Here is a 25,045-nt window from a genome sequence, read left to right as displayed (position 1 = left end):
ATTTGGTGTAAGGGCTTCTCATCTAAATGGATTGGTTGAGATTTGCCACCGATATGCATGGATTGATAGGGAAGTGTTATGACTGATATCCAGGGTACGCAAGAGGGACAGCGGTTAGCCGTTAATCAGCAGGGAACGGCGCATTGGAAGCATTGGGGCCCTTATTTAAGCGATCGGCAGTGGGGAACGGTGCGCGAGGATTATAGCGCGAACAGCCAGCCCTGGACCTATTTTTCTTATGAGGATGCGCGCTTTCGCGCTTATCGCTGGGGTGAGGATGGTATTGCCGGTTTGTGCGATTCCGACCAGCGTCTCTGCTTTGCGTTTACGCTCTGGAATGGGCTGGATGACTTTTTGAAAGAGCGCCTGTTCGGCCTGACGAACGGCGAGGGCAATCATGGTGAGGACGTCAAGGAATACTATTTCTATTTAGACAATGTCCCAACCCATTCTTATATGAAGTGTTTATATAAATATCCTCAGGCGAAATTTCCCTATGCCGACTTGCGGGCGGAGAACGCCAGGCGCAAGGCCGATCTCACTAGCTTTGAATATGAGCTACTCGATACTGGTGTTTTCGCCGAAGATCGCTATTTCGATGTATTAGTGGAATATGCCAAACAGACACCGGAAGATATCTGCATCCAGTTCACGATCACTAATCGCGGCCCCCAGGCTGCTCCATTGCATGCGTTGCCCATGCTCTGGTTTCGCAATACCTGGTCCTGGGATCACACTGTGAGCAAGCCGTTGCTGCGCCGCGATTCTGCGGAGCATGCGAATATACACGTCATTGAAGCCCAGGGCGGTGCTCAGGATATTGGGACGATGTGGCTTTATGCCGAGGGGGCCGATGAGGTATTGTTTACCGAGAACGAGACCAATAACGCCCACTTCGGCTGGGGCGCCAATGCATCTCCTTATGTGAAGGATGCGTTTGAGCAATACATTATTCATGGACAGCGGGCGGCAGTTAATCCCGCCGCCGTGGGCACGAAAGCTGCAGCCTCGTATGCCTTGCAGATCGCAGCCGGTGAAACGCGCGTGATCCGCTTGCGCCTGAGCAATATCGCTGCTATGAGCGAGCCATGCGATGCCACCAGTTTCGCTGCCTTGTTTCAAACGCGTCGCCAGGAAGCCGATGAATTTTATCAGGCGGTTACCCCCTATCCTCTTTCCGCAGACCTGAGCAATATCCAGCGTCAGGCCTTTGTGGGTATGCTATGGAATAAGCAATTCTACTTTTACATGGTCAAAGAATGGCTAAAAGGGGATCCGGCTTTTCCACCTCCGCCATCTGAGCGCAAGAATGGGCGCAACTCAACCTGGAAGCATCTCTTTCTGAAAGATGTTATTTCCATGCCTGACACCTGGGAATATCCCTGGTTCGCTGCCTGGGATCTCGCCTTTCATACTATCCCACTGGCCATGATTGATCCTGTACTAGCCAAGCAGCAGATATTGTTGTTGATGCAGCCGTGGAGTATGCATCCAAATGGACAAATTCCCGCTTACGAATGGTCGTTCAATGATTTGAATCCACCTGTCCAGGCCTGGGCCGCCTGGCGCGTCTATAAAATTGAAGCCAGGATGTATGGGGCCGGTGATCGCATTTTTCTGGAGCAGGCTTTCCAGAAGCTAACGCTCTACTTTACCTGGTGGCTGAACCGCAAAGATATGGACGGCAATGATATCTTTCAGGGTGGCTTTCTGGGGCTGGACAATATTGGACCTTTTGATCGTAGTAATATTCCAGCCGGTATCAGTGGCTATCTAGATCAGTCAGATGCTACTGGCTGGATGGGCATGTTTAGCTTGAATATGTTGCGCATTGCCATTGAACTGGCCAGCCACGACGTTAGTTATGAACAAATGGCGGTCCAATTTCTGTTGCAATTTCTATTTATTGCTCGCGCCATCAATGAAATTGGCGACGATGGTGAAAATCTCTGGGATGATGTGGATGGCTTTTATTATGATATTCTGCACCTGGCCGACGATATAGAAATTGACGGAAAAAAGTTCTTGAGCATGAAATTACGCTCAGTCGTCGGGCTGGTGCCACTGCTCGCCATTGAAGGGATCGACCTCAAATTCCTCGAGTCTCCCAATCTGGCCGACTTCCGTCAGCGTTTTGATCATCTCCTCAGATCAGGTACCGATCTGACCAGTCACGAGAACGTCGAAATCCGCAGCACCGTGGATAGCGGCTTGATGCGAGGTATCATGCTGGCCCTGGTCAAACCGGAGCGCCTCAAGCGCATCCTGACCCGATTGCTGGATGAGAATGAATTCCTCAGTCCTTACGGGATTCGTTCACTCTCAAAATATCATGAACTGCATCCCTATATCTTACCGGGCATTACAGCTTCTAATGGTCAACCCTATGAAGTGCAATACACCCCGGCAGAATCGCGCACCAACGACTTCGGAGGCAACTCTAACTGGCGTGGACCCATCTGGTTCCCGATCAATTTCCTGCTCATTGAAGCGCTCCAAAAATTTCATCAATATCTTGGAGCCAGCTTCACTATCGAATGTCCGACGGGCTCAGGCAACAACATGAACCTCTGGGAAGTCGCTACCGAACTTTCCACCCGCCTCATGCGCATCTTCCAGCGGGACACCAGCAATGGCCAGCGACCGGTTTATGGTGGCATCGCCACCCTGCAAAATAACCCCAACTGGAAAAACTACATCCTCTTCTATGAATACTTCCACGGAGACAACGGAGCTGGCCTTGGAGCCAGCCACCAGACCGGCTGGACTGGCGTAATAGCCAAGCTCATCCAACAATGGGCCGAATACCCCGGCCCAAATCACCCCTCCCAACCACCCATCCCCGACTTCTAACCTGATGGCCGTGGATATCATATTTGATCATAATCGTTTTCGAGCGTCGAGGAAGAAATCGGGCGCAAGGCCCGAACCTACGGGAGCCTTGTCGAGCGTCGGGGAACAAATCGGGCGCAAGGCCCGAACCTATTGATGTCATCTTTCTTGATGTGTTTCGATTGCCGATGGATGCATATATCAATATTATTATGTGCCCCTTGACCGGATGCAGCCTCCCATCTTTTCCTATCCGCCAGCCAAAAGCGGGGATGCAAGGGGCGGCAAGCCCCTTGACTGGGGGAGCGGGGGCTGTGCCCCCGCCCCGGCCTTCTCCTTCCCCCGTGCCGCCGCATGATGTTTAACAAATAAAGCAGGTATAAAGCGGGGGGTGCAGGAGGGGCGGCCAGCCCCTCCTGCCGGGGAGTGGGGTGTCCCCACCAACATCCTCTCCCCCCTCCCGCCGAAGGCGGGAATACAAGAGATCATTTATACCTTCTTAAAAAGTAAAAGATCATCAGGCGGCACATCAAAAAGAAAAAAAAGAACTATGTACTTTTATATCTACCTATGGTATATTCTAACCTAGAAATAACTTAAAAAATGAGCACTCTTAAAAGCAACCATATCAACCACACCAAAAAGAACAATAAAGAAATACCTATACACCTTTCTTAAACAAACACACAAAATTCTCAAAACCCATATCCTTATAATAAAAAGAAAACACAATCCATTTCTAAATACTCTTTAGCCAGCTGCAGTATTGTCTCTTTACCAAAAGTGAAAGAAGCAAGACGATAATGAAAGATTCCTCCTACTTCGTGCCCGGTACTGCACTAAACACGCTGTACGCCAATGACATGAACCTCTCATCTAAAGAATTTATGCTAGAAATCTGGCTGGATGATCCCACCACACCCTGGCGGCGTATGTTTACACTACGTGAATGTCTGGCCAACATTGAAATGCTCGCTAATGGAAGTACGTTTCGTATTTGCTGCCATTTTAACCTACGCGATATTGGAGATGGTATCTATTGTAAGCAAGGTACCGGTATGACAGTTATCAAAGAAGAAGGCGTGCTCACCAATTTGTTTACACCATCTTTGCAGATGTCTCCCTCCAAAATTCGCCATTAAGCCGTTTTGACTACAGGTATTTGCCTTCTGCTGGCAGTGTTTGCCTCACTGCATTTTCTGTTTTTGGAGCTATATAATGTCCCATTCCGTATATAACAGCAGAGGACTTTTTTATCTTGCTATCTTTACTCTTTTTACTTTGTCCTCATATATACCCCATACTGAATGGGTTTAGAATAGACCGTTGTAGAGTGCTTTAAACAGCATTGCAATGCAGAAAGAGGTGCCGCAATGGCAGAACGTCCGTCTGATATCGTCACTGAAACAGAGATTCTGGATCGTGCTGTGTGGCGTAAATGGAATAGGTATACCTGGAGTGGGCTGCTCATTGTTGGAATCGGCTGTCTTCTGGTTGTGGTTGGGCTTCTCATGAAGACTGGTGCTTACTCGGCCGAGGGACTGTTAATTGGTATTGGTGCGATTGTTGTTTTGATTGGCCTGATACGCGTGGCGATTGGATTGATCAATCCGATGTCGCCCAGCGATGTGCGCATAGGAAGAAGGCGTCGTTTCCGCAGGGAGGTGGACGCTGATCCTATATTGAGCACGCTACAGGACGAAGAAACTACACCTTAAGTTGTCAGGTGGGCATAGCGGCAAATATGAGCCTCCAGGCTAGCTTCTCCGCTATGCCCCACTTCCTCTTTAATGGGCTGCTCTGCTATCCTCCTCCCTTTATGTATATAATCTTCTTAAGCATCGCTATAACGCTTAAGATAGCGATCTCATATATCTGCAACTATCTTGCTGATAGATAGCGTCTTTTCCGTTCTACTTCTATTATAATGAGGCGAAATAATACTTTTCAGAAGTCGCGTTGCGGTTGCTGATCTTTATCAGATGATAATATTTTATGCGCCTCCGTGTCGCCTCGCTCTTGTTTAAGATCCAGGTTATTCTGGTCTAAGTCATCTATGGCGAGGAACGCAGTGAGGGGATAAAATTTCGCTTGCTCCAGGGGCGAGAAGTTCGGGGAGCCTTCTCGCCCAGTAAACGAGCGTCTCCTTGTGGGAAACGTCGTTACAAGAGGCATAGCACTTACTGCGTATAAATACACAACAAGCCTATATCGATGGAAGGTGCCAGGGAGATGCTGTGGGGGTAAAATAGAGATATCTGCGCTTACCCGCTTATATGCTCAAACCCGGCATTGATTACATCAATCATTTATGCTTTTTGGCTGACAACTGTAGTGTAGCAGGCTTATATTAAGCAACTATTATTCGATCGTTAAACTTATAGATACCTTTACAGGTTATTTTGAACTTCTCCTTTTTCTTTATCTTCGATCTGTGCAGGTGAGAAAAAAACATGCATCATATATGAATTGTTAAGTATATATACAACTCTCGCATAGAGTAGGAAACGACACGAAACTATTACAACGACAATATATAGGTATTATGTTGACTTTCCATAAGATGCAAAGGTTTACAGGAGTGTCGATCTATCGTATTTACCTTCATGCCAGGGGCGCAAAAGTCCTATCTCCGGCAGTATCTCTTACAACCATTTGGGTCATTTACAATGATGAAGCACTGTGTTACACTTCGGGTAAGGTTTCAGGCTTAGAGGATTGACGCTGTTTGCATAAAAACCATGTTTTTTGCGTGCGCGAAACCTTACAGTCTTGAGAACCCTGTTTCGATCACTGTGTGCGGTGTTTCACAAGGAGGTGCTCTATGGCTAGCTGGGAAGATGAATTGTCTGTGCTGCTGAGCGAACTAGGTGTAAAACAAGAAGAACCCCAGGCTCATTTACGACAATCACGTAAAACCATGCGTAGCGACGTCAAACGACGCGATCAATTCGCGGATGCACTATTGTGGAGCAATGGTGATAATGCGGCTGAAGATGATGGCGATCCCTGGATCGATGATCTGGATATGATGCGTCATGAAGTGGATTCTATCGTTAGTCAGGTGGTGCTGTTGATGCAGCGCGGTGACCTGGATGTGGCCCTTAAAGAAGATGTGATGGTGGTGTTGCGCGCTTTGCGACGTCGTATTCCGGTGGCTCAGCAGTCGGCGAATAGCGATGAGGCCTATCTGGAATCAGCTTCCGCGATGCTGCATTTTTGCCGCCTGGTCCTTCAATTGAGTGAGTTTTCGACTGAAGATTTCTCTTAATCTCCTTTTCTGTCAGCTATAATTGTATGTATGATTGTCAGGCTGCTTAACTATGCTTGACAACTGGTGAGTGCACACGTTGCCCTGGAGCTGCTATTGTTGGGGCTGTACCTGGCATTGCTGCGGTTTTTTCCCTTCCTTTTTCTTCCTCTTCTTCTCCGCCTACATTCTTAAGCGGTGTTTTTTTCTACTAAATGCTTCCTATCGATAGCTTATCTGCATTTGTGCTTATTCTATCTCATCATTGAAATACAACTCGTTTTCTTGACATATTTCGATATAAGCTGACATACTAATGCAGGAGCTCTGTCGCCTTTATCTATATGGAATTGGCAGGCTATAAACAGGTGGTAGAGTGAGCTTCTTCTGATGTACTCGCTTTCATGATTTACTCGACCTGTACATCGATAATGGTTTATGAAGCGTGTCCTGTAATAAGTAGCGTCGCTCTGAATGAGGAGGTTGTTATGAAATCTAAACAGAAAAATATATTCCAGAGCGCGGGCCGCTGGGTCCGTGTTGGTGTTTTATCGGCCAGTACACTGGCTCCCATGGTTGGTGCGGCTGTTGAACGTATTCGTGCCCAGCAGCAGGCAGAACAGGCTGCTGCAGATATTCGCAATGCCGATCGGAAAGAGAAAGTTGCTGCTTTCGCGACTGATGTTCAGTCTGATTTGCAAGATCGTCTACAATCAATTGGTGCTTCGTTGGCTGATGTTTTGGAGGATTTGCGCGAGCGTTCCGCGAATCAGGACATGTTGAAGCGCGCTAATGAGCTGACAGAAGATTTTCTTGAGCGCAGTAATAAGTTTTCGCAGGCTCTGGCTGAGCGTGGTAGCGAGTTCTCTCATGAATTAGGCAAGCGTAGCCGCAAGGCGCAGCAGAACATTGCGGAACAAGAGCGTAGTTTTTGGATTGCCCTTGGTTTTGGCTGTGGTTTGACGGCGGCTTCCATTGTGACATTTGTCCTGGTACGTCGACGCCTGCGCGATGCTAAAGTAGCTAATGATTCTTCAATTCAGTTGAGTTATGATGCCAATCGCTCGAGGATCCATGTCTCGCAACCAAGGGGCGAAATTCATGCGATCAGTAGCAAGACCAGCTATCCAGAATCTCACCCTTTTGATGAGGTAGAGATGATCGCTGATCATGATGGACCTGTGTCTGATAAGAGCGCGACGGAGTTGGCCGAATCCGCGCAATCTACCCCTACTGACGCTACTTTTGTGGGCCTGGCCAGCACCAAAAAGTATTATCCTGTTGAAACTCCCCTTGATCAATTAGGCACGGCTGATGGTGAGCCTATGGATGTGATCTACTTTTCTTCTGAAAAAGAGGCGCAGACGCAAGGTTTTACCGCTGCTAATGTCTAGCTAACATGCCTTTGGGGGATTAAATGAGAGATCATGTGTCCCCCCTCTTCTCTGATATATAGTGCTGACCGACTATGATTGGTGTTCTATCTAGCAACTCTTCTTTTTTATATTTGCTTGCTGTCTATTTGTGATGTGAAGGCTATATTCTATATAGCCCGCTTAGCGTTCTGACCTACCCTCTGGCCCTATTCGGTCCTGTATTGTTTTGGTATTTGTCCTTCTTTAAAACCTTCATTGACAATGCCATTTTGAACAAGATAGCGGAGGAACAATAAATGACTTTCTGTGTCTGTACTATCCCGGGTTGGTAGTTTGGTGGTATCATCCGGCTTTTTGTTGGATAAAATAGGGAGTGGGGCTAAAAAATCACTATTGTTGGTAGTAGGAGATGGCGCCTGGATACTGGTGTCTGCTGGTAGGTCATGCCTGATGGACTGCACGTCCGGGTGCGTGTTATCCGTGCCTTGTTCAATTGCGATGGATGTGTTGCCTGTTTGTGGCGTTGCCGACTCTGTCTTGTTGATACTTGAACGCCAGGTGGTTTCTGGAAAGGTGCTCCAACCTGCACTGCTTGCTGGTTGAACTTGATCGATTGTGGTTGAGTTTTTCCAGGGCCACCAGCCAAATAATTTGTTCAGCCAACGCCTGAACGTTTGCATGATCATCGTATTTCTTGCCCTCGTTATTGTAGGGGTGACAAATACAGTGACGAAAGTTCTGAGGACGCGCTACAGAAAATAATTGATGGTATTTAAAGGGGATATAGAAACATAGTAGCATATCAATGTAAACTCGTCAAATATACTTGCAATTTTATATACGGCGTGCCATAATCAAGGGTGTTAGGCCTTAATGAAAGGTCTTTTGATGTGTTCTCTGGCAAAAGTTCCATATACGTGGATATGGAGCATTTTATGATTTAGCCTATTCTGAAATAGCATAGAAAGACAGGTGTCGGTCATGCAGGAAGACGTTCTTGGAACCCGACGAACTGCCGTCACGGAAACATATGTCACTTGCGCGCGATGCGGGAAGGCAACTCGTCTCCGGCATGCTCGCGTGGTTCAAAGTGATGTTCTTTCAGAGAGCAATTCCGAGTATGAATATCTTTGTTCGGAATGCCAGATAGCTCTTGCCTCAGGAGAGAAGGATCTTCCTCTCGGGTAAAGCACAACATCTTTTTTGTAGCGTCGTTTATGGCAAAAGGCAGCGGGCATTCGTCATTCAGTGCATGGAATAAATGCCTGGGTCTTTTGCCTTTTTCTATAGAGATGCACGTCCCCTCCTTCCAATAATTATGCTTGTCGTGATATTGTATACAGGCAAGTTCTTCGTTCATTTACATAGGTAAGTAGAGGCCGTGTGCCATCCCTTTTGATTTATGATAGGGGTAAAAGCTATGCGCATGCGCTATCGGTATGTGACCTATCGTTCTCGTGAGGGGTCACAAAAGCAACTGGAGCAGCATTATCGTCAGCTTCTAAATGACGCGCTTCGCCAGGGCCAGCAGTCGATTCTGCAGCAGTCTACGACATGGTGTCCTCCGGCCGATATTCTTGAGTCGGCTGATTTGATCAGGGTAAAAATCGAGCTCGCTGGCATGCAAGAAGAAAATATTGAAGTTACTCTGTACGAAGATGCGTTGGTTGTTAGTGGCGAGCGACGCGATGTTCATGAGGCTCGCGAACATTTGAGCTACCAGGAGGCACAAATTCGTTATGGCCCCTTCCGGGTAGAGGTATTTATTCCCCGACCCATCGATCAGGATGCGGTTATTGCTCGCTATGAGAATGGCATGCTCTCTGTAGATTTACCGAAATTGCCTGCTAAAGAGGCTGAACAATTGCACGTTCAAGATGTCGTGAAACAAGAGTAAAATAGTCGAAATGCGTAGAGATGATTTTATGGAAAAGATTACAAATCAGCATGCGGCTGATCCGCAAGAGGATGTGATGCAAAAGGCAAACGCAGATATTGTGGACGAGCTTCTGGAGAGTCAGCCCGTCGATGAGGATGCATCTGAGGATGCGCCTGTGAGCGATAACGAAGCTGATCAGGAGCATCCTTCTGCTACCGACGATGAGTCGGAGCCATCATCGCCTTCTGATGAGAAGTCGTCCGATGAGACGACGACGACTACTACTGGTACTGAAGGGGCGGCTCCTGAGAGTGAGGGTGGTGAACTTCCAGCCCATGGAGAAGATGAGGAGCGCCTGAATATTCCTGGGGTGTTGCCCATTTTGCCTTTGAAGGATACCGTGATTTATCCTTTCTCTGTGCAGCCTTTCTCGGTTGGGCAAGAGCGCTATATCCGTTTGATCGATGATGTGATGCGCGGCAATCGCCTGGTTGTGCTGGTGGCTCAGAAGTCACCGGATATCGATCATGCGGGCCCGGATGATATCTATCGCGTCGGTACGGTTTCTCGTGTTGGTCGTATGTTCCGGATGCCGGATGGTACGGTGCAGATCGCTGTTCAGGGCCTGGAGCGCGTGACCATTGATGAGTTTACTCAGGAGAAACCTTATCTACAGGCACGCGTGACGACGAAACCGGATATTCAGGAATCTGATACAGAGACCGAGGCGATCAAGCGCAATGTGATTAGCTACTTCCAGCGGCTGGTCGCTCTGGTGCAAAATGTGCCGGAAGGCGTGGCTGCGGCAACTTTGAACCTGGAGGAGCCGCGCCAGGTTGTGTATGTGATTGCTACTTTTGTGCAGATGGATATGGAGTTGCGTCAGAAGCTGCTTGAGATCGATTCTGTACATGAGAAGCTGAGTCTGTTGAGCAATTTTCTGGCTCACGAGCTGGAAATTCTGGAACTGGGCAAGAAAATTCAGAATAGTGCCCAGGAAGAGATGGGCAAAGTGCAGCGAGAATACTTGCTGCGTGAACAGTTGAAGGCGATTCAGCGGGAACTGGGTGAGGAGAGCGAGGAGCAGGCGACTGTTAATGAGCTGCGGCGTAAGATTGAAGAGGCGAAGATGCCCGAGGAGGCCTATAAAGAGGCTAATCGTGAGCTGTCGCGCCTTGAGAAGCTGCCGACGGTTTCCCCTGAGTATAGTATTATCCGTACCTATATTGAGTTGCTGGTATCGTTACCCTGGAATAAAGGGACCGCTACCCAGATCGATGTTTCTCATGCCCGTGAGGTGCTGGATGAGGATCATTATGATCTGCACAAGATTAAAGAGCGTATCCTGGAGTATCTGGCGGTACGCCGCTTGAAAGAGGATCGTCTGTCTGAGGAGATCGCACATGAGCGCGAGATCAATGGGAGTGAGGAGGGTGTGGAGATTGAGAAGATTGTTCCTACCCAGCCGTTGAAGGATCAGGAGGCGGCGCGTCCTTTGCATCGCGAGCCTATTCTGTGCTTCGTTGGCCCTCCTGGAGTTGGTAAGACTTCGCTTGGTCAGTCGATCGCTCGCGCGTTGGGTCGTAAGTTTGCGCGCATGTCGCTGGGCGGTATTCGCGATGAGGCTGAGATTCGTGGTCATCGCCGTACCTATATTGGAGCTATGCCGGGGCGTATTATCCAGACGCTGCGCCGTGTTGAGGCCAATGATCCGGTGATTATGCTGGACGAGGTCGATAAAGTGGGCGCCGATTGGCGTGGTGATCCTTCATCCGCGCTCCTTGAGGTGCTGGACCCCGAGCAGAACTTTAACTTCCGCGATAACTACCTGGATCTGCCTTTTGATTTGTCCAAAGTGATGTTTATCGCCACCGCCAATGCGTTGGAACCTATTCCTGCGCCTCTGCGCGATCGTATGGAAATTCTAGAATTGTCTGGCTATACCGAGGAGCAGAAGCTACATATTGCCCTTAACTATCTGCTTCCCAAGCAGCGTGAGTCTAATGGTTTGAAGCCAGATGAATTGACAATCGACGATGATGCGCTGCGACGCCTGATTCGCGATTACACACGCGAGGCTGGTGTACGTAACCTGGAGCGCCAGGTGGGCTCGCTGTGCCGTAAGGTGGCGCGCCAGATCTCTGAAGGCCTGCCAACCCCTGTGCATGTTACCGCGGATAAGGTGACTGAATACCTGGGTCGTCAGCGTTTCTTCGACGAGGCGGCCGAGCGTATCGATCGTCCTGGTATCGCGACAGGTATGGCCTGGACCTCGGTGGGTGGCGAAATCATGTTTATTGAGGCCGCGACTATGCCGGGTAAAGAAGAGCGCCTGATCCTGACAGGCCAGTTGGGAGATGTGATGAAAGAATCTGCCATTGCTGCCCTTAGCTATGTGCGCTCCAATTCCACCGCTCTGGGGCTGCCTAAGAACGTGTTTGAGGGCCAGAATGTGCATATCCATGTCCCCGCTGGAGCTATCCCTAAGGATGGACCATCGGCCGGTGTGACGATGGTGACAGTGCTGGTCTCGCTGGCCAGCGGCCGTAAAGTCCGTTCCGATCTGGCGATGACCGGTGAGATTACCTTGCGGGGCAAAGTCATGCCTATTGGCGGCGTTAAAGAGAAGGTGCTGGCGGCCTACCGCTCTGGTATCCGCTCGGTTATCCTGCCCGCCAAAAACGAGGCCGAGTTTATGGAGGACATTCCCAACGAGTTGCGCGAGCAAATGCACTTCACCTTTGTCAGCGACATTCGCCAGGTCCTCGACATTGCTCTGGTCCCTGAGGGCGAGCATGACGAGAAGATCGCAGCCAATGGCGACGGTCGTCATCGCAAGCGCAAAGGCGAAAAGGCTGTTGCCAAAGCTTAATACAATGAATGCAAGTGCATTCATTGTATTAAGCTTTGCGTTCCCATATAGTGAAATTAGTGGATAAAAAGGGGACGAGTGCAACCGCGCTCGTCCCCTTTTTATCCACTAATTTCACCAGTTCAGTTTCTCCTTCAAGCTGATGTAGAGTGGGTTGCCGATGATGATGTGGTCGAGGAGTTCGATATCCAGTAATTTGCCAGCTTCGGCCAGCTGATAGGTAACTTCTATGTCCTCCGCTGATGGTGTGGGATCGCCGCTGGGATGGTTGTGGCTGACGATGATGCGGGGGCAGTTACGGGTGATGGCGGGACGCATAATCTCAGCGATGCGCAGCACCGAGCTGTTGACGGTCCCCTTGTAGCGTTTGACGCATTCGACGACCTGATTCTTGGTGTCCAGCAGGAGAATGTGCATCTCCTCGTGATCCAGATACATCAGTTCCATGCGTACCAGGCGGGCCGCGTCATCGGCCGACTGGATTTGATAGCGCTTCTCCGTTGGCAGTACGCTTAGACGCTTTCCGATCTCCAATGCCGCTTTTAGCTGCGCTGATTTTGCCGGACCAATGCCATGTTCAGCACTGAGCTCATGAAAGTCTGCGCTCACTAGTCCGGCCAGGCCACCATACTTGACGATCAATTTGTTGGCGACCTCAATGACATTCTCGCGCTGCGTGCCGGTGCGCAGAATAATGGCCAACAATTCGGCGATGGTGAGTATTTCTGCCCCTTGCTTTTGTAGGCGCTCGCGCGGACGCTCGCTGGCAGGCATGTCGTGAACGGTGGCGTGATAGGTGGGTGGGATAAGGGACAATGGTATAGGGATTTCAGGGTTGCTGGTGGGCGCGGGTATGTCGGTAATGATGGTTTCCATATCATTATTTAATGCAGTGATGTCAATCATATTATTTATTTTTGCTCCTTGCCGTATGCTGCTTGGATCCTTGCGCATAGTTGCTGTTCTCTGACAATACAATGCATCGCCAGCACTGTAAATAGGCAAAATAAGAAGCAAGCTGTTTTTAACGCTTTTCTGCGATTTTTAAGCTGAATCTGCGCCCCTATAATAAGCACATCTTTATATTTAACCTTGCCTTTTTGTTGAGAATGGAGTACGCTTCAGGCAAACAATGGGTATATAGCTTGAAAAGGACGGTAGGGATCGCGCAGAAAGGATCGTTCTAAAATTTATGACACATACGCATAATTCTGGACGCACTATTCATATACATCGCAACCAGTGGCACCTGGCCTGGGATAACAGTATTGCTCCTATTGGCAGGATTCAATCTGGTGAAATAGTGGAGTTTGATCTGCTGGATTCGGCTGGTGGTCAGATTGGCCCCGAGAGTACTGTTGAGGCAATTAAGACTCTGGATTTCTCGCGGGTTGATCAGGTGAATGGGCCGATCTATGTTGAGGGTGCTGAACCCGGTGATACGCTGGAAGTTGAGATTGTGGACCTCCAGCCAGCGGATTGGGGCTGGACCGCGATTATTCCTGGTTTCGGTCTGCTGGCCGATGAGTTTACCGAGCCGGCCCTGAAGATCTGGAAGATTGAAGGCGGCGCCGATGGCTGGGCTGAATTTTTGCCTGGCATTCGTATTCCAATGGCACCTTTCTGTGGCGAGATTGGCCTGGCTCCTGGCGCTTCTGGCGCCCTTTCGACGATTCCTCCATATCGCCACGGCGGCAATATGGATACCAGGCACCTGACCAAAGGGGCTCACCTCTATTTGCCGATCGAGGCCCCTGGAGCCCTCTATTCTATGGGGGATGGGCATGCCGCTCAAGGTGATGGCGAGGTGTGCGGTACGGCTATTGAGACTCCGATGCACGCAACGGTGCGCCTGACGGTGCGTAAAGACTTGCGGTTGCCGCAGCCCCAGTTTTTGACTAGTGGACCTCTGACTTCTCGCACCAATACTGCCCCCTACTATGCCACTGACGGCATTGGTCCTGACCTGGTTGAAGCTACCCGCAGCGCCGTTCGACATATGATTGAGCATCTGCAGCGTACCTATCAGCTATCACGCGAAGATGCATATATGCTCTGCAGTGTCGCGGTCGACTTGAAGCTCTGTGAAGTTGTGGATATGCCCAACTGGCTCGTCGGAGCCTTCCTACCCCTGAGCATTTTCTCCCACAATTCCTAGCCAATTTCTATCAGAGTGTTTCAGTTTTTCGATGCCTGCAGGCATCGAAAAACTGAAACACTCTGATATTTTGTTCCTTGAAAAGCGAAACTGTACTACCTTTTGTCGTAATTGTTATTCTTATCTTCTGTGAGAAGGAGCTATTATGTCTATCGAAACTTCTTCCCCGCCTGAACAAGGCCAGTTGCGCGCGAACACTATCGGACTGCCCGGAGTGTTGTTCCAGTCCATCACTACGATGGCGCCTGCGTCCGCTGTTTCTTTTAGCCTGGGAGCAGCTATCCCATTTACGGGCAGCGCTCTTCCCCTGGCTGTGATCATAGCTCTTATTGTTTGTTGCTTTATTGCGTTGAGTATCGGTTCGCTGGCCAGGCACCTTCCATCGGCTGGCGGCTATTTTACTTATGTCAGTGAGTCACTCGGCATTCATCTTGGCTGGTTGACTGGCTGGATGTTTGACCTGGCATATTTGCTGATCGTGCCGTTTCAGTTGCTGGTGTTAGGTCCGGTAGCGGATTCTTTTGTTGCCAGCGCATTTAATATTCATCTGGGCTGGGCCGTCTGGGCTTTGATCTTTGCGGTGATCGTTTTTGCCCTGACCTTCTTTGGCATTAAGATTTCTGCTGATACCGGCATTGTGCTTGGCGTGATCGAGATTGTTGTGTTTACGCTGCTATCGATCTGGCTGATTGCAACCTCCGGCAATAACACCATAGCGGTGTTTAATCCCGCCTCCAGCCTGCAACATGGTCTGGGAGGCTGGCAGGGTGTGTTCTTTGGCATGATCTTTGTGCTACTGGCATTTGCTGGCTTTGAATCTTCGGCGCCCCTGGCGGAAGAGGCCAAAAATCCTCGCCGTACGGTGCCGCGCGCGATCGTTCTGGCCGCTCTCAGTATCGGTATCTTTTATGTCTTCTGTTCGTATGCGGGCGTTGTCGGTTGGGGACCCGCAAAGATCGGAGCATATAGTGGTGATCCAGATCCCTGGGGAACGATGGCGACGCGCGTATGGGGACCATTCCATATCATTGTCATCCTGGCGATTTTGAATAGCGCGCTTGGTAATGCTAACGCTGGTGTGAATGCTGCTTCCCGTATGCTCTACGCCATGGGCCGCACCAGGTCTCTGCCTCCTATCCTGGCCCATTTGAACAAGGCTAGCGTGCCGGACGTGGCAATCATCTTTTCGACGATTGTGGCGATCATCTTTTCGCTCTTGCCTGGTTTCGCCTATGGAACTACAACAGGTTTTGCCTTCCTGGGGGCCGTGCTGACCTTGCCGATTATTCTGGTCTATATGGCTACCTGTATATCCGTTCCCTTTTTCTACTTGCGTAAGCATCGTGAAGAGTTTAACGTGTTGCGCCATATCATCGTTCCAGGCATTCCATTCATTATTCTCCTGATTGTGCTCTACTTCCAATTCTCGCCACTGCCTGCGGCGCCATTGAATCTGGCTGGACCCATTGTCGGCATATGGCTGGTGATTGGCATCGTTGTTATCGCCTTACTGGTCCGACGCTCCCCCGATGCGTTGCAGGCCAGCAGCAAAGTCTATATCGAAGATGCTGAAATCTAGCCGGATTACTGCCTGTAGTTGGTCTGGCATGATGCTGGACCAGCTTAATATCTCTAATGAAGGACCGTTATCTTCTTCAAAAGAAGATGACGGTCCTTGTTTTTTTCTGCTTGCGGCATAGATTGAATTATATGCTGCGATTTTCTCTTTTTGATGTAATGAATTTTCTACGTCTCTAATAGATAGCAGACTGTGATTAAGCCAAAAATATAAATATTTACACTGTTGCTGATCTGTTATTGGAGGATATATTATGAGTCCTGAGTCGTCTGGTCTCGTAACCGAGCCGCAGGTTTCGCGTAAAGCGGTCAAAAAAATCAATTTACCACTGCCATACGGACTTTCTGCTCTCTTTTTACTGGCACTGTGTGGTGGACTCTACACTTTTTGTGACGTTTTATTGCGCCATTGGGGAGATATTGGATATTTTAATGGCGCGATTTTTCCAGTTTTTTTTAATATAGTTCAGGTTGTATTTTTTACCATTGTCGTAATAAGCAGTACAGTCAAGCTATCTGATCTGCAACGCAAGCGCCAGGATACGCTATTGGATGGTTCTGTAAACCTGGCTGCGGCGCAGCCCCGGGTTGTTGATGGTTTCTTGCCACATCTACTGATTATCGATCAACGCATCAGTTGGGCCTATTATATTCGAGGTGCTGGCTATTACCTGGCGATCGGTATCGCCATATATGGATTCTCATTTCTAATGGAATACATGCTCTGGAAACATATGGATGTTGATCTATTTATATGTGTATCAGGTGCAGGAGCGTTACTTTTTATTCTGTTTATCTGGTCATTAACTGCTAAATCCAGGGCATATGAACAACTGGTGGCGATGGAACATGGTCTTTTGAAACGGACGAAGCAAAGAGAACTGTTTATCCCCTGGCATGAGGTCCGCTTGTTTGCCATTGATAACACTGCGATTATGGATTGGAAAACAAATTTACTGCCTTTTATGCGCAGTGATATCCCGACGTATTATGAGCTTTCGAGCGAGCAGGTTATTCTGCAGTGGCGCTGGCTCCGTCCGCCGCGCTGGTACGAGTTGTCCATTGCAGAGCCAGCGCTGGGCTATGAGATCTACAATCAGCAGATGCAAGTTCTGCTCTCGATTATCGTGGTGAAGACGGGCCAGCCGTTGTATGATTTGCGGTAGGTAAAGGGAGAGAGAGGCGCATGTTCATTCTCTCTCCCTTTATTTTTTTGCTTGTTTGTTTGTGGTCAGCTGAGGTTGGTGGTGCCTGTCAGGAGCAGGCTGTTGGCGGCCGCACAGCTGACCTGGGCGCTGGGTCCCATGCTGGCCGAGGTCAGAGTTAGATCGTTGCTTAACGCCGATCCAATCTTATCGTTGAGCGTCTGCTCTATCTGTTGATTATAGTTGTCGGCCGGAAAGGTGAAGATTAGCACGTTGAGCGTGGTTTTGTCGACGTGGAACTGGAGTTTTCCATTGGCAACTTGTGGCTCCATGATCGTGGTGGCGGTTCCCAGCTTAAGCATGGGTGTTCCGAATACCAGACTGATGATATCGGCGGTGACGACCAGTTGGCCATTTTGCATGCCGAGCTGGATATTTTTTGCGACCATGCTGTTGTTGAGGGGCAGACTCCCTACGCCAGTGGCGACCGTTGTGAGGGAGCTGAATGGGACTTCAACGTAGGTCGGGACGGCCTGTGAGGCTGTGGGATTGCTTGCTATGCCCATCATGGTCAGGCTCAGGGGCGCGGTCGTTGGGGCCGAGCGGTTGGTGCGCGCCTGGTATTGCCCATTTAGATTGCCTTGAGCCTGATTGCCTGCCAACGGAATTTGCAGTCCTAGTTCTAGATTGGCGTCGCCACAATTAGTTGTGGTTTGCACGCTAATGAGCTTACCCATCGGCACATGCAAGGTGGTCAGAGGACCTGTTATTAACGCCTGGCTGCCGGGCAGAGATTGGCCGCTGACCTGGATGGTTGAGTCGTTCAGGATACTGAATGTAACGAGCATACGGCTATTGGTTGGTTTAGGATCGCCAGGATAGAGGCTTAGTTTAATGCCTGTGTTGAAGCCATTTGCCTGGGGCGTCAGTTCGGTCAGGGTCGCTGACGGTTGGATCAGCGCATTGGCTATCTGCCCGATCCAGCCCTGGTCGCCAGCCGGTGCGCTATGCACGATGCCCTTGATGGTGTTGGCACTAATCCGTGGCACCTGCTGATTAATCGTATCCTGAAAACGTTGGCGCAGCACATCTCTGGTTAGATAGACCCGCGCATTGAGCATACTGGCCGCCTTCGTTTGATGGGTCTCTAACGTGGAGGCATCTACAGGCGCCGCCATACCAATCAGTAGCAAGCCGATTAGCAATACCCAGCTGATTTGTATGGCGCGTGTATAGCTTCTTGTCATCTTTTCGATCCTCGATCCTTAATTGCTTCTTATCGCTCTGCCATTATATACACACATGTATATACGTGCGAATTATTTGTGTAGTAGTGTTTTGAAATCTAGTGTGTCATTAAAACAGATTGGAGATGGGAGCGATTGCGCAGCAATGCCTTGAATGGTTGTTGCTTCTATCTGTAAGACGAATGTAATGGCTCCTTTGCTACAAATGATGTTTTTACTGGTATGGATGGAGACAATTTTGACATCTTTTAGCTGCTGGTGAATGGCGGGCATGACTGTCGCGATCAGTAACTGGTTCAGGGCCTTTTGCATTGTTTGTGCCGCCGCCGGTCCGGCATCAATTCCGTCGCGCCTGACGTGCTGTACGGTCAGTTGCATATTTTGTTGTTGGTCCAGATACATCTTGCTCTGTATTTCAACTGGCAGCGTGCGATGGATACCCGCCAGATCTATTTGTAGGTTAAATGCGATGCTCAGACCATCATTCTCCGTTGGCGTGATCTTCAGGTCTTTGAGAAATTTTTGCTGCTGACCGAACTGCCTGGCAAAAATAGAGGTGAGCGCGGTCTGGTTCAACGCCAGGTCGATTTTGCGTGTCGCACCGGCCGTCTGTATGTCATTTCCTCCCGGGTTGCTGACCAGCAGATAGGTAGCCAGGCCACCGCTTACGACGAGCATGGCGACCAGAACGATAGTGACGATGTTGCGCGCCGGCGCCGCCGTTCGTTGTCCTACGGTGCTTGCTGGTGCTACGGCGGCCAGTTGATCCATGTCAGCCAGATTGACCGTACTGATCGCTGTCGGTGCGGTTCGGCCCCAGAGAAACAAGGCGGGAATAATGGCGATCAGGCAGAGGATGGCGGAAATAAAGAATACGGTGCAGTAGACGGTATGCGCGGATTCGATTAGATAGTGGGCATAGCCAGTGAGTGGATTGCCGCTGCTAGCCTGTGGGGATGTAGGATAGGCCAGCGAGAGCTGGCGGAAGTAGGCCAGCGCCCACGATGTGAGGGCGGCCAATCCTAAGATCATACCAATCATTCTGAGCGCGGTCACCACCGAGGAGCTCATGCCAACCTGGGTGCTACGGACTGCGCTGATGGCAGTAGTACCGATTGGAGCAATGACCAGCCCAAATCCAAAGCCAGCCGCGACAGTCCCCATGGTCATCTGCGTCCAATCGATATAGGTGGGCCAGCGGCTCATCAGATAAAAGCCGACCGCCGTAAATAGGAGCCCAATGATGGCGGTAATGCGGCTGGTAATGCGATGACTGAGCCAGCCACCAAGCAGCGCGCCGATGGGAATCATGACCGTTAAGCGCAACAGGGCCAATCCGCTATCCAGTACGGAGCTTTGCAGGACCGTATCGACGAAGATTGGTATATTAGTCATGGCGATGATCAACGCTGCTCCAACCAGCAGGCTGACCAGTGACGATGCACTGAATGGAAAGCGTTTGAAGAGCTGCAGGTCGACGACTGGCCAGCGCACTTTGCGCTCGATCAGGATGAATGCGAGTAAGAAGACCAGGGCCAGTACCAGCGCCAGCGGATTGTTTTGTGGCGCGCTGCCATGGGCTGCGGCTGGTCCCAGTGAGGTCCCCTGTTGGGCCAGCCCCAGACTGAGACATGTCAATGCCAGCGCCAGAAAGATGGCTCCCAGCCAGTCGATCTGCTCGGGTAACTTTGTGCCACGTGGAATAAAAATCCAGGCGGCGATAAAGAGGGCGATTACCAGAGGCACATTCAGATAAAAGATATATTGCCATCCCAGGTGCTCGACGATCAGTGCTCCGTACAGCGGGCCGATCGCGCCCCCGGCTTCGGTAACCGCACCGATGATACCCAGCGCCAGGGCGCGCTTTTTATGAGTGTAAACGTCGCTGGCAATGGCCATTGCTACCGGCACAATGGCTCCCCCGCCAATTGCCTGTAGCACGCGGGCGACAATCAGCCAGATCAATCCGGGCGAGGATGTATCGATGTGTAGCGTGGCCAGGAATTGTAGCGGGAAGTCTTTGCCCAGGGCGGGAGCAATGCCACAGCCTACCGAGCCAAACCCAAAGATGACCAGACATAGTAAGAAGATGCGTCGACGTCCATAAATATCGGAGACGCGCCCCATCAGTGGCATGGCGACCACAAAACCCAGCAGATAAGCGCTGATGATCCAGGCCGCATGATCCAATTGGGTTAGTGGAATATTCAGGTCTGTAATCACCTGTGGCAGGGCCGTCACTACCACCGTTTGATCCAGGGCGGTCAGAAAGACGCCGATGCAAGCAACGATAATGGCCGCTGTCGCGGTCCGGCTACATTTTGGATCTACTACGGTAGCTGTCTGGCGTGGTTGTGTAGGCAGATCCACCAGCGTTGGATCTGCGGGTAAAATAATCGTCTGCCTGCCTCCAGCAGATACATCCTGGGCCTGATCTGGTTCAGTCGCCTCGTCCTGGCTTGAAGCATCATACATAGTCCGTTTATAACGTGAAGATGTCTCATGATCGTCTTCAAATGTATACATTGTCCCCCCATGCGCTCATAGGTTCGGGCCTAGCGCCCGATTTGTCTCTCGACGCCCGAAAAAATCCCCTCGTAGGTTCGGGCCTAGCGCCCGATTTGTCCCTCGGCGCCCGAAAAAATCCCCTCGTAGGTTCGGGCCTAGCGCCCGATTTTTTCTTTCGACGCCCGAAAAAATCCCTTCGTAGGTTCGGGCCTAGCGCCCGATTGGAGCCTTGCGCCCGATTCCTCGTTCTAGTATAGTGTATTACGCGCGATTAGCAGCCTTTTTGGGCTATCACACGAGTAGCTAACCATGGCTTATTTCTAAACAATGAACGTTTTTGAAGACCTCTTTCGGGGATAGCAGACTTTTTTCCCACACCACCAACGCGTCATAGAGCAGGAGTGTACCTGCATTTCGTGCCTTCGGCCCCTGACGTTGAGCGCCTATAGCGCTCAACAAAATATTTATGGTGAAGTGTAAAAAATGCGCATATGCGCATTTTTTACACTTCACCATAAATAAAGAGATATAGGGGCGTCAGCGTCCTCCCAGCCCCCGGCCAGGGATATAGCTTAAGCTGTCAAACCCAGAACGCCGGTGAGGCGTAATACTTCAGAGCCGAGCCGACAATTTTTTGTTTCCAGGGCTTCCTGAGCGGCATGCCTGAGCAGCAGGACCGCTTCTGGCGTATTCAGGTCGTTTTCCATGGCCGCTATAAAACGATTGTGCAGCATGCGATCTTCGCCGTCCAGCGTCTGGCCAACCATCTCTCGTACCTGCGTAAAGAGGTAAGCGGTATCGGCCGCGATTTTAAGATCTTCGGGGAAGCATTCCCATGGATAGCGATAGTGATGGCTCTGCAGCAAAATGCGAATGGCATCCGCGCTATATTTCTTGAGCATATCTCGGACCAGAGTCAGGTTCCCCAGCGATTTGCTCATCTTCTCACCTTCCTGGTAGACCATGCCAACGTGCATCCAGGTATTGACGAATGGCGCTTTACCGCTGTAGTTTTCCGATTGGGCAATCTCGCAGGTGTGGTGAGGGAAGGTCAGGTCCGCGCCACCACCATGGATATCGATCTGCTCTCCCAGGTAATGCATGGACATGCTGCTACATTCGATGTGCCAGCCGGGACGTCCTGGCCCCCATGGGCTCTCCCAGGCGGGCTCGCCTGGAGCCTGGGCCTGCCATAGCACGAAGTCCAGCGGATCTCGTTTGCGCTTGTCGTCAGGGAAATTTCCGCGCTCGTTGGCGATGGCGAGCATGGACTGATAATCGTTCAGACCAACAGCCTGGGCCATTTTGCCGAAATCTTTATCCTGGCGTACACTGTAGAAGACACAACCTTCGCTCTCATAGGCCAGCCCACGTGCTACCAGTGTTCGTGCCAGTTCGATGATGCGCTCGATCTCATCGGTCGCGCGCGCATACACATCCGGTCGGCGCCAGTTGAGTGAATCCATCTCACTCAGGAAGCGCTCCATCTCGCGATTGCCCAGTTCGTCCCAGGCCATGCCTAACTCACCGGCTTTGCGGATCACATCATCATCGATATCGGTTACATTCTGAACATATTTGACTGGATAACCCTTGTATTCTAAATAGCGAATCAGTGTATCGAAGGTGACGTATGTGAAGGCGTGACCCAGGTGTGTGGTGTCATAAGGAGTTACACCGCACACATAAATAGTTACCGTGTCATTGATTGGTTTGAATTCTTGCAAAGATTGAGTCAGCGTATTAAATAGTTTCATGCTTGCTTTTCTCCTAGACCGAACAAACGAACCGCGTTTGTTGTTGTGACCTGAGCAATTTCTTCCATGGTCATGCCGCGTATCTCTGCCAGTTTTGCTGCGGTGTGCTTTACAAAAAGTGGCTCGTTCCGCCTGGCTTTCAATGGTTTGGGAACCAGATAGGGGCTATCCGTTTCGACCAGGATGCGGTCGAGTGGCGCCATGCGGGCAACGTCTGGAAGAGCATTCCCTTGCTTTGTGAGTGGACCAGCAAATGAGAGCATGAAACCTTCGAATGCCAGGCATTCCTCCGCCTGAGCAACATCGCCCGAGAAACAGTGAAATACGCCACGCAATCCCTGACCATGGGCGCGCAATAGCTCCATCACATCTTCGTGGGCATCGCGTACATGAATAATGCAGGGAAGATTACATTCCCGGGCAAGTTGCAAGTGAGCGCAGAAGACGTTACGTTGTATATCGCGTGGTGAGAGCATGCGAAAGTAGTCGAGTCCGAATTCACCGATGGCCACTACTTCAGGTTCACGTGCCATTTCGCGTAGCTGGTTTTCTACCTCAGGTGTATAGGTCGTAGCCTCGTGCGGATGCACGCCCACGCCCGCAAAAACGACACCTGGATAAGCCCTGGCCAACGCGAGAGCTGCCTGGCTGGAAGCCAGATCGCAACCGGGGTCTACCATGCGAGTAACCCCGCCTGCTATTGCCGCTTGAATGACTGCTTCTCGATCACTATGAAAGCGGTCAGTATCTATATGTGTGTGGCTGTCGATGAGCACTCCACAAATCCTTTCCAACAGCAAGTGAACATAAGAAAAGGAGAGTCAAAGCGGAAACTGCCTTAGCTCTCTCCCAGGTTCCTTTATTAAAGTAAGTATAACACTTTTATACACTGGCCTGCTATGTTCAGCCCATGCTTTGATCTATAACCATTGTTATTGCAGCTACTTCAAATAGCTGCGAACTCGTTCATCAAAACGTCTGGAGCACCATAGATCAAAATGCTCTATCAGACTTTCCTCTTCTGCATCAGGTTCAGGACATGACCCTGGGATAAATTCAAAACACATCTGGTTGTTTGCCCACCAGAGGATAGCATCCTGATAATCTTCTCGGTCTATAATTCCACAAATACCCTTGTGCTCAATTAAAAACGTTTCGAACGCTCTCCGTATTGAAAGGGAGAGTTCAAATAGAAAACTCATACCATCGGTTACTGCGACAAAGCTGAATTGAACAAATGGTTGTCCAATGTCTGTTTTAAAATCGATAGTTAAGTCCATATTGCCAAGGTCTATATAACCCTGATCGTTGATGCACCAGCCATCCTGGAGAAATTGTTTCCGTTCGCTTTCTTCAACATATAACCAAAAACTTGCGTCCAAAAATATTTTGACTGTCTCATGCGTATAGTAAATTGGATCTGTTTTCAAGTGGGAACTAAAAGGAACCACCATCTTTTCACCATCAGGTAACCATAACGTTGTTTGTCCTTGTGCAGGGTGTAGCGGAAACCTCATTTCCATCTTCACTAATTTATTGAGTACATCCCATACTTTATCCTTGGGAAAATAGAGCTCATAACTATAGTTAATTCCCATTTTTTTATTAAACCTCTCACTCTCTTTTGAGAACATAGGTGCAGTAAACTTCCGTGAAACGCGATAAAAAACAATAAGAGAGGGCATATGAAATGTGTATTGACTCTCTTAAGAAAGAAGATTAAAAGCTCAGCACCACTGGTGCTGAGCGTTGAATATAAGGTAACGGCATAAAGGGAGTGATTTTAGATTTAGATAGCTGGTTCAAGCGCCTCTTTGGCCGCCTGTTCAGCTTTAAATGCCTGAGCAAGGTCCTGATTATCTGATATTTGGACGGGATCACCAGGCCGGATGATGCCCTCGGTCAGAATCTGGGCGCGTAGACCACCACGGTGAAGGAGGCCGCTGAGGGCGCTGTGATGGGTGAGTTGGACCAGGTGAAAGCAAGGTTCGCACAGTCTGCGACCCAGCAATGTGACTTCTCCAACCTGGAATGATTTCCAGACCAGGTGGTTGAGCGGTACGCCTACAGTGACGATATTGCGGCGGGCAGTCAATGGCGTGAGTTCATAGCCATAATCCCTTTTTAGTGCTGCCAGCACTTCGCTTTCGATGAGGGTTATTTCATAGCTGGCTTTCCCCATTTTTGAAAAATGGCCAGTGCCCAGATAGTAGCGATCACCCTCGATACCACGACCAGGAACTGCATGTGCCTGGTCAATGTTAATCAAAGGTTGCCCTTCACCTGGAGCGATCTGGAGTGAAATAACAGAGCCTTTCCACATCGTATAGTATCTCCCATTTTATATAGAAAAAAACATTAATAGAGAAAAATAGCACATAAAGAAAAATATATTTATATGGTTTTATCAATACTGCGCAGCGATTATGAACAACATACATTT

General features: G+C 49.8%; 18 protein-coding genes. 10 read left to right on the top strand and 8 right to left on the bottom strand.

Features of this window, described 5'->3' with window-relative positions:
- Positions 1–78 precede the first annotated feature (78 nt).
- From JMI88_RS22965 to JMI88_RS22945, 5 genes are all read left to right on the top strand, one after another.
- Complete coding sequence (locus tag JMI88_RS22965; RefSeq protein ID WP_201364307.1) at positions 79–2,853, top strand: MGH1-like glycoside hydrolase domain-containing protein; 2,775 nt, start codon at positions 79–81, stop codon at positions 2,851–2,853.
- Positions 2,854–3,635: 782 nt separating this feature from the next.
- The gene (locus JMI88_RS22960) at positions 3,636–3,974 is read left to right on the top strand and encodes a hypothetical protein (protein ID WP_201364306.1); all 339 of its coding nucleotides are present in this window, start codon (positions 3,636–3,638) and stop codon (positions 3,972–3,974) included.
- Positions 3,975–4,205: 231 nt separating this feature from the next.
- Positions 4,206–4,550, top strand: coding sequence for a hypothetical protein (locus JMI88_RS22955; protein WP_201364305.1), 345 nt, complete (start codon positions 4,206–4,208; stop codon positions 4,548–4,550).
- A 1,106-nt stretch (positions 4,551–5,656) separates the two neighbouring features.
- Complete coding sequence (locus tag JMI88_RS22950; protein WP_201364304.1) at positions 5,657–6,103, top strand: hypothetical protein; 447 nt, start codon at positions 5,657–5,659, stop codon at positions 6,101–6,103.
- A 467-nt stretch (positions 6,104–6,570) separates the two neighbouring features.
- On the top strand, positions 6,571–7,476 hold the full coding sequence (locus tag JMI88_RS22945; RefSeq protein WP_201364303.1) for a hypothetical protein: 906 nt from the start codon (positions 6,571–6,573) through the stop codon (positions 7,474–7,476).
- Positions 7,477–7,664: 188 nt separating this feature from the next.
- On the opposite strand, the gene JMI88_RS22940 is transcribed toward JMI88_RS22945, so the two are convergent.
- Positions 7,665–8,144, bottom strand: coding sequence for a hypothetical protein (locus JMI88_RS22940; protein ID WP_201364302.1), 480 nt, complete (start codon positions 8,142–8,144; stop codon positions 7,665–7,667).
- A gap of 734 nt (positions 8,145–8,878) precedes the next feature.
- On the opposite strand from JMI88_RS22940, the gene JMI88_RS22935 reads away from it, so the two are divergent.
- Together JMI88_RS22935 and lon are read left to right on the top strand one after the other, a co-directional pair.
- The gene (locus tag JMI88_RS22935) at positions 8,879–9,355 is read left to right on the top strand and encodes an Hsp20/alpha crystallin family protein (RefSeq protein ID WP_201364301.1); all 477 of its coding nucleotides are present in this window, start codon (positions 8,879–8,881) and stop codon (positions 9,353–9,355) included.
- 28 nt (positions 9,356–9,383) lie between these two features.
- Positions 9,384–12,209, top strand: coding sequence for an endopeptidase La (gene lon, locus JMI88_RS22930; protein WP_236023016.1), 2,826 nt, complete (start codon positions 9,384–9,386; stop codon positions 12,207–12,209).
- A gap of 114 nt (positions 12,210–12,323) precedes the next feature.
- Here lon and radC read toward each other — a convergent pair whose 3' ends face one another.
- Positions 12,324–12,983 carry a RadC family protein gene (radC, locus tag JMI88_RS22925; RefSeq protein ID WP_373323959.1) on the bottom strand — a complete coding sequence of 220 codons (660 nt, stop codon included), beginning with the start codon at positions 12,981–12,983 and terminating at the stop codon, positions 12,324–12,326.
- Positions 12,984–13,401: 418 nt separating this feature from the next.
- Between radC and JMI88_RS22920 the strand changes: the two genes are divergently transcribed.
- The 3 genes from JMI88_RS22920 (at position 13,402) to JMI88_RS22910 (ending at position 17,111) form a co-directional block, all read left to right on the top strand.
- Complete coding sequence (locus JMI88_RS22920; protein ID WP_201364300.1) at positions 13,402–14,367, top strand: acetamidase/formamidase family protein; 966 nt, start codon at positions 13,402–13,404, stop codon at positions 14,365–14,367.
- A gap of 145 nt (positions 14,368–14,512) precedes the next feature.
- Positions 14,513–15,946 (top strand): APC family permease, encoded by a 1,434-nt coding sequence (locus JMI88_RS22915; protein ID WP_201364299.1) that lies wholly within the window; start codon positions 14,513–14,515, stop codon positions 15,944–15,946.
- Positions 15,947–16,199: 253 nt separating this feature from the next.
- The gene (locus tag JMI88_RS22910) at positions 16,200–17,111 is read left to right on the top strand and encodes a hypothetical protein (protein WP_201364298.1); all 912 of its coding nucleotides are present in this window, start codon (positions 16,200–16,202) and stop codon (positions 17,109–17,111) included.
- 65 nt (positions 17,112–17,176) lie between these two features.
- Here JMI88_RS22910 and JMI88_RS22905 read toward each other — a convergent pair whose 3' ends face one another.
- From JMI88_RS22905 to JMI88_RS22880, 6 genes are all read right to left on the bottom strand, one after another.
- Positions 17,177–18,337 carry a hypothetical protein gene (locus tag JMI88_RS22905; RefSeq protein ID WP_201364297.1) on the bottom strand — a complete coding sequence of 387 codons (1,161 nt, stop codon included), beginning with the start codon at positions 18,335–18,337 and terminating at the stop codon, positions 17,177–17,179.
- Between the two features lie 72 nt (positions 18,338–18,409).
- On the bottom strand, positions 18,410–20,863 hold the full coding sequence (locus JMI88_RS22900) for an MFS transporter (RefSeq protein ID WP_201364296.1): 2,454 nt from the start codon (positions 20,861–20,863) through the stop codon (positions 18,410–18,412).
- Between the two features lie 554 nt (positions 20,864–21,417).
- Complete coding sequence (cysS, locus tag JMI88_RS22895) at positions 21,418–22,602, bottom strand: cysteine--tRNA ligase (protein WP_201364295.1); 1,185 nt, start codon at positions 22,600–22,602, stop codon at positions 21,418–21,420.
- Complete coding sequence (locus JMI88_RS22890; RefSeq protein WP_201364294.1) at positions 22,599–23,378, bottom strand: TatD family hydrolase; 780 nt, start codon at positions 23,376–23,378, stop codon at positions 22,599–22,601. The genes cysS and JMI88_RS22890 overlap by 4 nt, the downstream gene beginning before the upstream one ends.
- A gap of 165 nt (positions 23,379–23,543) precedes the next feature.
- Positions 23,544–24,200: a hypothetical protein gene (locus JMI88_RS22885; RefSeq protein WP_201364293.1), complete on the bottom strand. Its 657-nt coding sequence runs from the start codon at positions 24,198–24,200 to the stop codon at positions 23,544–23,546.
- Positions 24,201–24,391: 191 nt separating this feature from the next.
- Positions 24,392–24,925, bottom strand: coding sequence for an MOSC domain-containing protein (locus JMI88_RS22880; protein WP_201364292.1), 534 nt, complete (start codon positions 24,923–24,925; stop codon positions 24,392–24,394).
- Between the last annotated feature and the right edge of the window lie 120 nt (positions 24,926–25,045).

It is taken from the genome of Dictyobacter formicarum (assembly GCF_016587435.1).
The sequence above is the reverse complement of the archived record's forward strand: the minus strand, read 5'-3'. Positions and strand labels throughout refer to the sequence as shown.